The sequence below is a fragment of the Pseudomonas sp. TH43 genome (assembly GCF_016650635.1).
In the GTDB taxonomy this organism is placed as follows: Bacteria; Pseudomonadota; Gammaproteobacteria; order Pseudomonadales; family Pseudomonadaceae; genus Aquipseudomonas.
Genome location: NZ_JAEKFI010000001.1, coordinates 83,947 through 97,271 on the forward strand (window position 1 = coordinate 83,947; position 13,325 = coordinate 97,271).

General features: G+C 60.1%; 9 protein-coding genes. All 9 read left to right on the top strand.

Features of this window, described 5'->3' with window-relative positions; all coding sequences use genetic code 11:
* Positions 1 to 40: 40 nt before the first annotated feature.
* The 9 genes from JFT81_RS00310 to JFT81_RS00350 all read left to right on the top strand — a co-directional run bounded on the left by JFT81_RS00310 (position 41) and on the right by JFT81_RS00350 (position 13,321).
* Positions 41 to 2,965, top strand: a complete 2,925-nt coding sequence (locus JFT81_RS00310) for a TonB-dependent receptor (protein ID WP_201225375.1) — start codon at positions 41 to 43, stop codon at positions 2,963 to 2,965.
* A gap of 270 nt (positions 2,966 to 3,235) precedes the next feature.
* Positions 3,236 to 3,712 (top strand): MbcA/ParS/Xre antitoxin family protein, encoded by a 477-nt coding sequence (locus JFT81_RS00315; RefSeq protein WP_201226639.1) that lies wholly within the window; start codon positions 3,236 to 3,238, stop codon positions 3,710 to 3,712.
* Positions 3,709 to 4,197 carry an RES domain-containing protein gene (locus tag JFT81_RS00320; RefSeq protein WP_201203223.1) on the top strand — a complete coding sequence of 163 codons (489 nt, stop codon included), beginning with the start codon at positions 3,709 to 3,711 and terminating at the stop codon, positions 4,195 to 4,197. Before JFT81_RS00315 ends, JFT81_RS00320 begins: the two co-directional genes overlap by 4 nt.
* Positions 4,198 to 4,329: 132 nt before the next feature.
* Positions 4,330 to 6,984 carry a TonB-dependent receptor gene (locus JFT81_RS00325; protein WP_201225377.1) on the top strand — a complete coding sequence of 885 codons (2,655 nt, stop codon included), beginning with the start codon at positions 4,330 to 4,332 and terminating at the stop codon, positions 6,982 to 6,984.
* 233 nt (positions 6,985 to 7,217) lie between these two features.
* Positions 7,218 to 9,059, top strand: coding sequence for an extracellular solute-binding protein (locus JFT81_RS00330; RefSeq protein ID WP_201225379.1), 1,842 nt, complete (start codon positions 7,218 to 7,220; stop codon positions 9,057 to 9,059).
* Positions 9,046 to 10,107, top strand: coding sequence for a microcin C ABC transporter permease YejB (locus JFT81_RS00335; RefSeq protein ID WP_201225381.1), 1,062 nt, complete (start codon positions 9,046 to 9,048; stop codon positions 10,105 to 10,107). The genes JFT81_RS00330 and JFT81_RS00335 overlap by 14 nt, the downstream gene beginning before the upstream one ends.
* The gene (locus tag JFT81_RS00340) at positions 10,107 to 11,129 is read left to right on the top strand and encodes an ABC transporter permease (protein WP_201225383.1); all 1,023 of its coding nucleotides are present in this window, start codon (positions 10,107 to 10,109) and stop codon (positions 11,127 to 11,129) included. Before JFT81_RS00335 ends, JFT81_RS00340 begins: the two co-directional genes overlap by 1 nt.
* A 1-nt stretch (position 11,130) precedes the next feature.
* Complete coding sequence (locus JFT81_RS00345; RefSeq protein WP_201225385.1) at positions 11,131 to 12,750, top strand: ABC transporter ATP-binding protein; 1,620 nt, start codon at positions 11,131 to 11,133, stop codon at positions 12,748 to 12,750.
* 43 nt (positions 12,751 to 12,793) lie between these two features.
* A complete protein-coding gene (locus JFT81_RS00350) occupies positions 12,794 to 13,321 on the top strand; it encodes a PAAR domain-containing protein (protein ID WP_201203231.1) in 528 nt (175 codons plus the stop codon).
* The last annotated feature ends 4 nt before the right edge of the window (positions 13,322 to 13,325 follow it).

Sequence of the window (13,325 nt, forward strand, 5' to 3'; positions counted from 1 at the left end):
GCTCATTCCCTGCAGACGCCTTCAACAGGGAAGCCCCTCGATGTTCTTACTCAAACAACAATTACCTCGACTGACCCTCGCCGCCGCATTGACGATGGGCTTCAGCCCATTGCCGGTTTTTGCGCAAGAGCCTGCCGCTGCCGTGTTCACTTTCGACGTCGCCAGTGGCCCGCTCGATGAAGTGCTGCTGGACATCTCGCGGCAGACCGGCGTGCCGATCTCGTTCAGTCAGAACCTTGTGCAAGGCAAGCGCAGTGGTGCGGTACGCGGCGCCTTGGGTGGCCGCCAGGCGGTGGAGAAAGCTTTGCTCGGCAGCGGCTTGCAGGTCGAACAAAGCGCTCAGGGTTTGAGTGTTCGCGCAGCCGACAAGGCCTCGCCTGTGCCAGCGAAAGTCACCCCGGTGGCACCGGTCACCGACGCCGATTACCGCATGGAAAAAGTCACCGTGACCGGCTCGCGGATTGCCCGTGCGCAGAGCGATGGCGCCACGCCGGTCAACGTCATCACCCATGAAGAAATGGAAGCGCGCGGCTACAAGAACGTCTACGACGCCCTGGCCACCCAAACGCAAAACACCGGGATGACCCAAGGCGAAGATTACGGCAATACCTGGCAGCCAGCGGCCAGCGCATTGAACCTGCGCGGTCTCGGCCCCAACCACACGCTGGTGCTGATCAACGGTCGCCGCGTGGCGGATTACCCGACCCCTTACGACGGCAAGGTCAACTTCACCAACCTGGCGAACATTCCCTCGGCGGTCATCGAACGCATCGAAATCCTCAGCAGCGGCGCGTCGGCCATTTATGGTTCGGACGCGATTGCCGGCGTGGTCAACATCATCCTCAAGGACAAGATCAATGGCGTTGACGTCAACCTCAAGGGCGGTACCAGCGAGCGCGGTGGCGGCGACAACCAGCGCTTGCAGATCAGTGGCGGCGGCAGTTGGGGCGACTTCGACGGCTTGTTCGGGCTGGAGCTGACCAACCGCGATCCGATCTGGGCCGATGACCGCGGTTTCATGCAAAGCGGCGCGCCGTTGGCAGACGTCGGTTATCGCCGCGACCTGACCAACAACCGTTATCAGGGCCCGGGATGCGGCGCCTATCAAGGTACGTTCGACAACAAGCTGTACAACAGCGCCGGCCGCTGTCGCACCGATCAGACGTACAACGATTACTGGACCGTGCAAACCCAAAAGGAAAACTACGACGGTTACACGCGCGGCACCTGGCACTTCAGCGACAGCGGCCAGGTATTCGCCGATTTGATGTATGGCCTCGACCACATTCAGAACAACACCCGTGGCCCGACCTTCACCTCGCCGGATTTCATCAACCAGAACAGCGGCAACCTGGAGCGCTGGTATCGCCGCTTCGGCGAGGAGGAAATCGGCGGACGCACCAGCAATAACAGCAAGTGGCGCGACACCTCGTGGACCGGCACTCTCGGTCTCTCGGACAAGATTGCCGACACAGGCTGGAACTATGATCTGGCGGCCAATCGCTCGGAATATCGCAGCGTCAGAACCACCCGTTACTCGCCGCTGTCATCGATTCAGGGGTTCTACCTGGGCCCGCAGTTGGGTGTCAGCGGTGGCTATCCAGTGTTTGCCCCGGACGCTTCGCGCCTCGATCGGCCACTGACGCCCGAGGAGTGGCAGCAGTTTCGCGGCAACCTGACCCAGAGCAGCAAATCGGTGTCGACCAGCTACAACGCTTCGGTGAACGGCGATCTGTTTGATCTGCCGGCCGGCCCCGTTGGATTCGCCGGTGTGCTGGAGGCCGGGAAACAGGAATACCGCGTCGACCCGGATGACGGCCTCAACGACGGCACCTTTTACGGCGTGAGTCCGGCGCAAAGCTCCGGTGGCTCGCGCAAGCGTTATGCGGCGGGCGGCGAGTTCAGCATTCCGGTCACCGACACCGTGCTGGCGACAGCGGCGGGGCGTTGGGATCAATACAAATTCAGCGGCCGCACCGAACAACAGAAAACCTACAACCTGGGGCTGGAATGGCGGCCTGTCACCAGCCTGTTATTGCGCGGCAGCTACGGCACCAGTTTTCGCGCCCCGGACCTCAATTACATCTACCAGTCCGACAGTAACGGCTACTACCCGGCACAGGTCGACTACTACGGTTGCAGCCAAGGCGTGGAGGGCGCCTGTGATCGCGGGCGGGTCGATTACACGCAAAGCGGCACAACGGATCTGGAGTCCGAACGGGGCAAATCGTGGACCTACGGTTTTGTCTGGTCGCCGTCGCGCAATTTCGATTTTTCCACCGACTTCTGGCGCGTCGAGATCGATGACCTGCTGACCACCGTTGACGAAAACCGTCTGTTGCAACAGGAGAATGAATGCCGCAATGGCACACAGGACATCAACTCGGCCAATTGCCAATCGACCCTGGCGCGTGTCGACCGTAATGCCGGCAATGCGGCCATCGACCCCAATCAGTTACAGCGTGTGCGGGTCAACGCAATCAACGCTGCCAGCGAACGGGTCAGCGGCCTGGACTTCAAGAGCAACATTCGCTGGGGCGCGGGGCAGTACGGCGCGTTCAGTTCGGCGCTGGGTTACACCCTGGTGTTGTCCCACTACTACAAGGAGTCGGACGAGGCGCCGGCCCAGGACTGGCGCACCTCGCGCACCAATTACGACTGGCGCAGCAAGGTCAACGCCAGCCTGACCTGGGACTATCAAAAGGCCACGGCGACGCTGATGGGCATTCGTTATGGGTCGGTGACCAATGGCGCCGGTGACGGGCGTCTGTCGCCATGGACAGTGTTCAACGCCAGTGCGCGCTACAAATTGAATGATCGGGCGAGTGTCGGCCTGACGGTCAACAACGTGCTCAATCAAGTCAAACATGATGATTCGGCGGGCTGGCCCTATTACCCGACCGGCAATTACGACCCTTACGGGCGCCAGTGGTGGCTGGATGTGAGTTATCACTTCGGCAGTTAAAAGGTGAAAGTACGTCGTTGACGTCCTACGGAAACGGGAGCGGTTTGTGCAATGTGGGGGATATTTCCGACGACTATTTCAGGTTGGTCGTCGGAAGCGCGGTCTATAGGATCAGTCATGACATTGAAGTCGCTGAGCAGCTTGGACGCTCGGAGCCCAGAAAAAGGATGAAAGATGCGAACCCCACACCTTGAGCATGAAAAGCCTGCTTATTCCCTGCGCAAATTCTGGATCGACGATCGCGCCAGATGCCCCATGGAGGATGTCGCGATGCCCACACTCAAAGCGCCCCGGCTGACGGGGCTGAAGAAGGTTGAGGGCAAACCTGTCGACCTGCTCGTGAACGGCCAGAACATCGGTGACGATGCCATGCTGATCATCCGCCTGACCGACGAAGGCTTTGAGCTAAGCGATGTCGTCAACATGCTTTCAACTTCCGAGCTGTACCTGCGCGAAGACATGGTCAGACGCATAACCGGCAAGTCGGTAAGAACCGTGCGCCGGCTCATGCAGGAAAGCAAACCGGTACGGCTTGACGCGCAGCAGAGTGTCGTCGCCTACCAATATGCGGTGGTGTTGGAGATGGCCACTCGGGCGTTCGGAGGGCTGTTACAGGCGGAGGTATGGATGCAGAAGCCCACCCCTTACCTTAACGGCCATGTGCCGTTGGAATTGACCCGACATCCACTGGGTTTCCAGATGGTCGAGCAATACTTGTGTCAGATCATGTACGGAGGTTACCCATGAATCCTTTGCCTTGGGACGGGCATTGGTATGCGTGGCGGCTGGACCGGGAGGTCTACGGATCCAAGTGGGACAGCGGGATGGGTTCAAAACTGAAGGGAGGTCGATGGAATACACCCGGCCGACGAGTCGTTTATGCATCGGTCGACCCGTCCTCTGCCATTCTGGAGGTGGCAGCCAATCGCAGTTTTGCTGTACTGGACACAGAACCTTATGTACTGACGTGCTTTGAGGTCATCAGCGATGCACAGGTCAAAGTCGTTCAGCCCGAAGAGGTGCCGAATCCTTATTGGTTGAGTCCCACGTGGCCGTCGCCCAATCAACAGCGGTTTGCCGACGATTTACTGGCCGAGCATCCGTTTGTGCTGATCCCCTCGGTGGCAACTCGGCATTCGTGGAACCTACTGGTGAGCTGCGAGCTGGCAGAAGGGCAGTTCCAGATGATCTCTCAGGAACGGTTTGGCCTGGATACCCGGCTGCTGCGATAGGCGGCGTTGGTCTGATGCACGCGCTTGCATTTTTTGCATAACCTCATCACCCAACGGTCTAAACCGCGCCCTATAAATCCCCCTGCGCCATCGCACATCCCTGCATAAACCAAAACGCAGGGATGGCTGTTCATGATTCAGTTTTCACCGGTCAAATCACCATTGAGCCTGGCCTTGCTGCTGGCTATCAACACGCTGCCGGCCATGGCCGCTGACAGCACGGCAACCGAACCGACGACCCAACTGCAACGGGTTGAAGTCACGGGCACGGCGATCCGCCGGGTCGATGCCGAAACCGCAGTGCCGGTCACCATCCTGCGCGTCGAAGAATTGCGCGAGCAGGGCGTTTCGACCACGGAGGAGCTGGTCAGCCGTATTTCCGCCAACCAGTCTTCTGTCGGCTCCGGGCGATCGGTGGGGTCGAGCAGCGGCGGTGCTTCCTACGCGGATTTACGCGGCATCGGCCCGAACAAGACATTGGTGCTGCTCAACGGCCGGCGTTTGAGTAACAACGCCACCAACGCGATCAATGGCTCCGGGGTCGACCTCAACACCATCCCGTTCGCCGCCATTGACCGTGTAGAAGTGCTGCGTGACGGTGCTTCGGCGTTGTACGGCACCGATGCGATCGGCGGGGTGATCAACTTCATCACCAAGACCAGCCTCACCGAAGGGCAGATCAGCAGCAACTACGACTCACCGACGCATTCGGGCGGTGGCGAAAGCCGCAATTTCAGTGGCAGTTGGGGGTTCGGCGATTTGCAGGATGACCGCTTCAATGTGTTTGGCGTGGTCAGTTATGACAAACAGCAACGACTGGCTGCCGATGACCGCGCCTATACCTACAACTACCAGCCTGGACGCGGGCTCGATTACACCTCTGGCACTGCATCGCCGGCCAACTGGAGTCAGGGCAGTAATGCAACCAACCCACTGGCCGGTTCCGGCTGCAACGCACCGGGACTGTTGTCGCGCAACGGCATCTGCCGTCAGAGCCTGTGGAATTATCTCGATCTGGTGCCGGAAACCGAAAAAACCTCAGCGTTCGCCAAAGCCACCGGCAAGCTGTCGGACGATCACAATGTCAGCCTCGAATATTTCTGGGCACGCAACGAGAACCGCACGCAGATCGGCCCTGGCACCTTGATGGGCAATCAGGTCAATCCGGGCACTACGTTTTATCCGGGCAACGGCATCACACCGGGGCCAAGCGGCTTCGCCCTTGACCCGACGCAGCCAGTCGACGTGAACTGGCGTGAAACGGCCGTCGGCGCGCGCCAGCATGAAGACGACAACACCGGCCAGCGCTTGCTGCTGAGTTTCGACGGCACGCTGGTCGGCTGGGATTACAACCTCGGTGCTTCCTACAACCAGAACAAAGTGGTCAACAGCATCGAGAGCGGTTACGTCAATGATCGGGCGGTCAGCGCAGGCATTGCCAACGGTGTAATCAATCCGTTCGGGCCGCAGACCGCAGCCGGTTCGGCGTTATTGGCCGCCAACGCGGTGGATGGCGATTACGCCACGGCGGTAGGGCGGGTGAAGGCCATCGATGGGCGCATCAGCCGCGAGATTGGTGACTGGTTCGGCGCGGGCCCTTCGGCCCTGGCGCTGGGCGGCGAGTATCGCAAGGAAGACTTCCATCAGGATTTCGCGCCGTTTGCCGGCGACGTGCAAAGCCTTGGCGTCGACCCGAACGGCAGCGTCGCCGGGGATCGCAGTGTTTCGGCTGAATATGCCGAGGTGAACGTGCCGGTGCTCGACAGCCTGGAGTTGTCCGCCGCCGTGCGTCACGACAAGTACAGCGATTTCGGCAGTACCACCAACCCGAAATATTCGTTCCGCTTTCAGCCTTTCAAGGAGCTGGTGGTGCGTGGCGCCTACAGTGAAGGTTTCCGCGCGCCGTCGTTGTATGAGCTGTACAACCCGAATTTCACCACATTCACCAATGCCAATTACAACGATCCGCGCTTGTGCGCCGGTGGTAATCCGAGTAACGGCGGTATTGCCAATCGCGACTGCGCACAGCAGTTCAATCGCAGCACCGGCGGCAACACTGACCTGAGCCCGGAAACCGCGCGCAACGTCACCCTGGGGTTTGTCTATCAGCCGTTCGAGCGTCTGACCACCGGCCTGGATTTCTGGTGGATCGACATCGCCAACCAGATCGCCGAGTTCCCGGAATCGGCAGTCTTCGAGAACCCGGAACTGTACCCGGAACGGCTGATCCGCAAGCCTGACGGTTCCATCGACCATGTCGTTACCGGCCTGGCCAACCTCGGCAAGATCAAGACCAATGGCGTCGATGTCAGCTTCGATTACCGTTTGCCCAGCACCCCGTACGGTAATTTCGGCATCGGTCTGCAAGGCACTTATGTCACCCGATACGACTATCAGCAGCAACAAAAGGGTGACTACATCGACAAACTCGGCGACTTCCGTGGCGGTGATTTCGCCTCGGCCGGTGCCGTGGCCCGCTGGCGTCACAGCCTGACCGGCAGCTGGAACTACGGCCCGTACGGTGTGGCGCTGACCAACCGCTATACCAGCGGTTATCACGATTCCGACCGTGACACCCACGATTACGTCGGCTCGTACAACGTCTGGGATCTGGCCGGTACCTACACCTGGCGCAAGACCCTGAGCGTGACCCTCGGCGCGAAAAACCTGTTCGACCGCGAGCCGCCATTCAGCAACCAGACCTACACGTTCCAGAGCGGCTACGACCCGAAATATGGCGATCCGTTTGGGCGAACGCTGTACACGCGGATTGCCTACAAATTCTAAACAAACCCTGTAGGAGCTGCCGCAGGCTGCGATCTTTTGATCTTCCAAAAACCAAAGATCGCAGCCTGCGGCAGCTCCTACAGGGGTATCGCCGGCCTGTTGCGCATCACCGGCCGGCAGGAAATGTGCTGATTGTCTGGTAGTCATCGCCAGCAGGCTGGCTCCCACAGGGTATTGATGGGGCCTGCCAGCGAAGAGGCCATTAGCCGCACCGTGTAAAAAGGATCTGCCAAATGCTTTGCAGACATCACCTTCTGGGCCTTTGCCTGTTACTGAGCCCAACGACATGGGCCGCGCCGCAACCGGCACTCACCGTCTATGGCGAAGCCCCCAAGTACGCCGCCGATTTCCAGCATCTGGCCTACGCCAACCCCAACGCACCCAAGGGCGGCAGCCTGCGGCGTTCTTCGCTGGAAAGCGGCCCGTTCGATCACCTGATTCCCTATACCGACAAAGGCACCGGTGTTGCCGACGTTGACGGCTGGCTGTATGCGCCGCTGGCTTATCGCAGCAAAGACGAGCCCTACAGTGTCTACGGCCTGGTGGCGCAAAAAATCGAGCTGGACAGCAATCGCCGCTGGCTGCGTTTTTACCTCAACCCCAACGCGCGTTTTGACGATGGCACGGCGATTACTGCCGAAGACGTTCGTTACACGTTCAACCTCTTCATCACCCAAGGCAGCCTGAAATACCGCCAGCAGTTTCGCGATGTTGGCGAAGTCATTGTCGAGTCGCCGACCCAAGTGCGCTTCAATTTTAAAAGCACCGACAGCCGCACTTTGCCACTGGACCTGGCGACATTGCCGGTGCTGCCCGAGCATTGGTGGCGCAGCCGCGACTTCGCTGAAGGCGGTGGTTTCGAGATCCCTCCGGGCAGCGGTCCTTATCGGATCAGCGCGGTGGACGCCGGGCGCAGCGTGAAATTTCAGCGGGTTCAGGACTGGTGGGCGAAGGACCTGCCGATCACCCGCGGACTCTACAACTTCGATCATCTGAGCGTGGAGTTCTTCGCCGACACCGATGTTGCGCGTCAGGTATTGAAGGCCGGTGGCTTCGATTACAACCGCGAATTTTCAGCGACCAGTTACACCATTGGCTATGCCGGCGCCGCGCTGGAGCAAGGCAAATTGCTGCGCGAGCACTTGGCGCCGGGCGCTGCCCAGGGCGCGCAGGGTTTTGTGTTCAACCTGCAAAAACCGCTGTTTCAGGATCGCCGTGTGCGTCAGGCCATCGCCATGCTCTGGGATTTCGAGTGGACCAACCGGCAGATGATGCGCAGCCTGTATTTGCGTCAGCGTAGTTACTTCTCCCACAGCGCGCTGGCAGCCAGCGCATTGCCGGATGCCGAAGAGCTGAAGATCCTTGAGCCTTTGCGCGGGCAGATTCCCGACGAAGTCTTCACCGAGGTGTTCCAGGCGCCAAAAACCGATGGCAGCGGCAACATACGTGCCGAGCAGTTGCGAGCCTTGAAACTGCTCGAAGCGGCAGGCTGGAAACCTCGCGGCGATCAGTTGGTGAATGCCAATGGCGAGCCGCTGCAATTCACCTTTCTCAACGGCCAGAAAGGCTTCGAGCGATTGTTGCTGCCGTTCAAGCGCAACCTCGCACAGATTGGTATCGGCTTCGATATCCGCCAGGTCGACACCGCGCAATACACCAATCGCGTGCGCAATCGCGACTACGACATGATCGTCGCTGCTTATCCGGTGAGTCAGGCGCCGGGGCGCGAGATGTTCAATTACTTCGGTGCCGAGGGCGCTGATGACCCCGGTTCGAACAACTACATGGTATTGCGTGATCCGGCCGTCGATGCGTTGCTCGAAGGGCTGGTACAGGCCGACAACCGCGAAAGTCTGTTGCGTCACGCCCATGCGTTGGATCGCGTATTGCAGTGGGGCTATTACTGGATTCCCAACTACTACCCGCCAGGCATTTCCACCGTGTGGTGGAACCGTTTCGGCCGTCCGGCCATTGCGCCGCTGTACGACGCCGGTCTCGACACCTGGTGGGAAATCAGCCCGACCGCACTGACCTCGACCCAGCTGCAAAAGGAGTACAGCCATGTGGGGTTATAGCCTGCGACGTCTGCTGCTGATCGTGCCGACGTTACTGGCGATTCTGCTGGTCAACTTCGTCATCGTCCAGGCCGCGCCCGGTGGCCCGGTGGAGCAAGCCATTGCGCGCTTGCAGGGCATCGGGGTTGGCGGCGTGGGCGCCAGCCATGTCGAGTCCATCGGCGGTGAATCCCGCGCCACCCGTGGCCTGGACCCGAAACTGGTGGCCGACATCGAGCGTCAGTACGGCTTCGATAAACCTGCCAGTGAGCGCTTGTGGCTGATGCTGAAAAGTTACGCGCGACTGGATTTCGGCCAGAGCTTCTTTCGCGGTGCCAGCGTCACCGAACTGATCTGGCAAAAGCTCCCGGTGACGTTGTCGCTGGGATTATGGGCAACGCTGATCACGTATCTGGTGTCGATTCCGCTGGGCATTCGCAAAGCCGTGCACAACGGCTCGGCGTTCGATGTCTGGAGCAGCGCGGCGATCATCATCGGTTACGCGATGCCGGGTTTTCTGTTCGCGCTGTTGCTGATTGTGGTGTTCGCTGGCGGCACGGCGCTGGACTGGTTTCCGGTGCGCGGGCTCGTTTCGGACAACTTCGCCGAACTGTCGCTGTTGGGCAAGGTTGCCGACTATTTCTGGCACCTGGTGCTGCCGGTCACCGCGCTGGTGATTGGCGGGTTCGCCACGCTGACGATTCTGACCAAGAACAGCTTTCTCAATGAAATCTCACGGCTGTACGTGGTGACAGCGCGGGCGAAGGGGCTGAACGAGCGGCAGGTGTTGTACGGACATGTGTTTCGCAACGCGATGCTGCTGGTGGTCGCCGGCCTGCCGCAAGCGCTGGTCACGGTGTTTTTCGGCGGTTCACTGCTGATCGAAGTGATCTTCTCCCTCGATGGCCTCGGCCGGCTCAGTTACGAAGCAGCGGTGTCGCGGGACTACCCGGTGGTGTTCGGTTCACTGTTCATCTTCACGTTGTTCGGGCTATTGATAAAATTGCTCGGCGACCTGTGTTACACGCTGGTCGACCCGCGAATCGACTTCACCTCGAGGGCTGCCTGATGCTGACGTTAACTCCAATCGGCCAGCGTCGCTGGGCGCGGTTCAAGGCGCATCGGCGTGGCTGGTGGTCGTTGTGGCTGTTTCTCGCGCTGTTCGGCCTGAGCCTCGGTGGCGAGTTGGTGGCCAATGACAAACCGTTGCTGGTGAGCTATCAGGGCGACTGGTACTTCCCGGCGTTGAAGCGCTACAGCGAACAGGATTTCGGCGGTGAACTGCCGTTTCAGCCTGACTATCGCAGCGCTCAGGTGCGGCAGTTGATCGAGGGACAGGGCGGGCGGATGTGGTTTGCGCCGATTCCGTTCGGTTTCGACACGGTCAATTACGACCTGACTGAACCGGCGCCGAGCCCGCCGACCGAGCAGAACTGGCTGGGCACCGACGATCAGGCACGGGATGTTTTGGCACGGGTGATATTCGGCACGCGCGTGTCGCTGTTGTTTGCCTTGGTGCTGACGGCGGTCAGTGCGCTGATCGGTATCGCGGCCGGAGCGTTGCAAGGTTACTACGGCGGTTGGGTTGACCTGCTCGGGCAGCGCTTGCTGGAGGTGTGGTCGGGTCTGCCAGTGCTGTATTTGCTGATCATTCTGTCGGGGTTCGTCGAGCCGAATTTCTGGTGGCTGCTGGGGATCATGGCGTTGTTTTCCTGGCTGAGTCTGGTCGACGTCGTCCGCGCGGAATTCTTGCGCAGTCGTGGCCTGGAATATGTGAAAGCCGCACGGGCATTGGGCGTTGGCGATGCGCAAGTGATCGTCCGGCACATTCTGCCCAATGCCATGAGCGCGACCCTGACCTATCTGCCGTTCATTCTGACCGGGGCAATTGCCACCCTGTCGGCGCTGGATTTCCTCGGTTTCGGCATGCCCGCCGGCAGTGCTTCGCTGGGCGAACTGATCGGGCAGGGCAAGAACAATCTGCAAGCGCCGTGGCTTGGACTGACGGCGTTTTTCGCGTTGGCGTTGATCCTTTCTCTGTTGGTGTTCATTGGCGAAGCGTGCCGTGATGCCTTTGATCCGAGGGCTTGAAATGAACCAGAAGCTGATTGAAATTCGCGATCTGCGAATCGCCTTCAACGGACATGAAGTCGTGCATGGCATTGATCTCGACGTGCGTCCCGGTGAATGCCTGGCGCTGGTGGGCGAGTCCGGTTCCGGCAAATCGGTGACGGCGCACAGCATCCTGCAACTGCTCGACCCGGCTAGCACGCGCATCGACGGCAGCATTCGTTACGCCGGCGAAGAGCTGCTGGGCGTGCATGAGCGGTATCTGCGGCAATTGCGCGGCAATCGCATCGCGATGATTTTTCAGGAGCCGATGAGCTCGTTGAACCCGCTGCACACTATCGAACGGCAGTTGGGTGAAAGCCTTGCGCTGCACAAGGGCCTGGCCGGCGCGGCCGCCCGCGCACGTATTCTTGAACTGCTGGAACTGGTCGGCATTCAGCGCCCGCGCGAACGGCTGAAGGCTTATCCGCATCAACTGTCGGGCGGCCAGCGGCAACGGGTGATGATTGCCATGGCGCTGGCCTGCGAACCGCAGTTGTTGATCGCTGATGAACCGACCACAGCGCTGGACGTGACCGTGCAGCGCAAGATTCTTTTGCTGCTCAAAGAACTGCAGCAGCGATTGGGCATGGCGCTGTTGATCATCAGCCATGACCTTAATCTGGTGCGCAATATCGCTCAGCGCGTGGCAGTGATGCGCGGGGGACTGATTGTCGAGCAGGCGCCTTGCGAACAGCTGTTCAGTGCGCCGCAGCATCCTTACAGCATTGAATTGCTCAATGCCGAACCGGGCGGCACGGCGCTTTGTCGCGATGCGACAGAAGATCTGTTGCAGGTGAGTGATCTCAACGTGCGCTTCCGGCTCGGCGGAGGCTGGCTGCGGCCGAGGACTTATCTGCACGCGGTGAAGGGGATTGGCCTGAATCTACAGCGCGGCAAGACCTTGGGGATTGTCGGCGAATCGGGTTCTGGCAAATCCACATTGGGGCAGGCGATCCTGCGCCTGATCGATGCCGAGGGCCAGATTCGCTTTCAGGGCGAGGCGCTGGAGCAACTGAGCGGCAAGCAACTGCGGCCACTGCGCAAACGCCTGCAAGTGGTGTTTCAGGATCCGTTCGGCAGTCTCAGCCCACGCCTTTGCGTGGAGCAGATCATCGCCGAAGGATTAAGCGTGCACAGTGATCTGAACGCTGACGAGCGGGAGCAGGCGGTGATTGCCGTGCTACGCGAAGTCGGCCTCGATCCGGCAACGCGCCATCGCTATCCCCATGAGTTTTCCGGTGGTCAGCGACAACGCATCGCCATCGCCCGCGCACTGGTGCTCAAACCGGACTTGATCCTGCTGGATGAACCGACCTCGGCGCTCGATCGTACGGTGCAAAAACAGATCGTTGCGTTGTTGCGGCGATTGCAGGAGGAACACGGCTTGACCTACCTGTTCATCAGCCACGATCTGGCGGTGGTGCGGGCGCTGGCGCATGACTTGATCGTAATGAAGGATGGCGAGGTGGTGGAGCGTGGCGCGACGGATGAGCTGTTTCGTCAGGCGCGCCATCCTTATACGCGAGAGTTGCTGGCAGCCTCGTTCGCTGCGCCGGATTTGCCCCTGACAGCCAAGGACAGACTTTTATCCCTGGTCTAGATCCGGTACATTTCGCGGCTTGGCTCTCACAAGGATGTAGATGATGGCAAAACCTGCCGCCCGACTCAGTGATCTCAACGCCTGCCCGGTAACCGGCCACGGCACCAATGCCAGCACCGCCGGTTCACCCAACGTGAACATCAACGGCATGCCGGTGCTGCGCGTCGGCGACGCCACGGCCTGCGGCGATGCGGTCAGCGAAGGCATCGGTAACATCCTGATCAATGGCCAACCCATTGCGTTCCTCGGCAGTGCCACCGCCCACGGCGGCATGATCATCACCGGCTCTGGCGACGTCTTCGTCGGCACCCAGGCCGGCGCCGCACCGTTCATTCCGATCGTGACGGTCCCCAAACACAGCGAACGTTTCCAACTGGTCGACGAAACCACCGGCGAAGCCATTCCCGACATGCTCTTTTGCATCGAAACCGGTGATGGACAACGCCTTGTCGGCCATACCGACAACCACGGCAACGCTGCACGGGTGTTCACCGCTGATCCGACTTCCATTGTCGTGCAATGGGGCAAGGAAGCCGCCGCTCACCTGGATGCACTGGGCATCGCTTACTAAAGAA

Bases quoted from the DNA above. Each gene is read 5' to 3' on its own strand.
- JFT81_RS00350 (WP_201203231.1), top strand. From the start codon at position 12,794: ATGGCAAAACCTGCCGCCCGACTCAGTGATCTCAACGCCTGCCCGGTA.
- JFT81_RS00345 (WP_201225385.1), top strand. From the start codon at position 11,131: ATGAACCAGAAGCTGATTGAAATTCGCGATCTGCGAATCGCCTTCAAC.
- JFT81_RS00315 (WP_201226639.1), top strand. From the start codon at position 3,236: ATGCCCACACTCAAAGCGCCCCGGCTGACGGGGCTGAAGAAGGTTGAG.
- JFT81_RS00335 (WP_201225381.1), top strand. From the start codon at position 9,046: ATGTGGGGTTATAGCCTGCGACGTCTGCTGCTGATCGTGCCGACGTTA.
- JFT81_RS00340 (WP_201225383.1), top strand. From the start codon at position 10,107: ATGCTGACGTTAACTCCAATCGGCCAGCGTCGCTGGGCGCGGTTCAAG.
- JFT81_RS00320 (WP_201203223.1), top strand. From the start codon at position 3,709: ATGAATCCTTTGCCTTGGGACGGGCATTGGTATGCGTGGCGGCTGGAC.
- JFT81_RS00330 (WP_201225379.1), top strand. From the start codon at position 7,218: ATGCTTTGCAGACATCACCTTCTGGGCCTTTGCCTGTTACTGAGCCCA.
- JFT81_RS00325 (WP_201225377.1), top strand. From the start codon at position 4,330: ATGATTCAGTTTTCACCGGTCAAATCACCATTGAGCCTGGCCTTGCTG.
- JFT81_RS00310 (WP_201225375.1), top strand. From the start codon at position 41: ATGTTCTTACTCAAACAACAATTACCTCGACTGACCCTCGCCGCCGCA.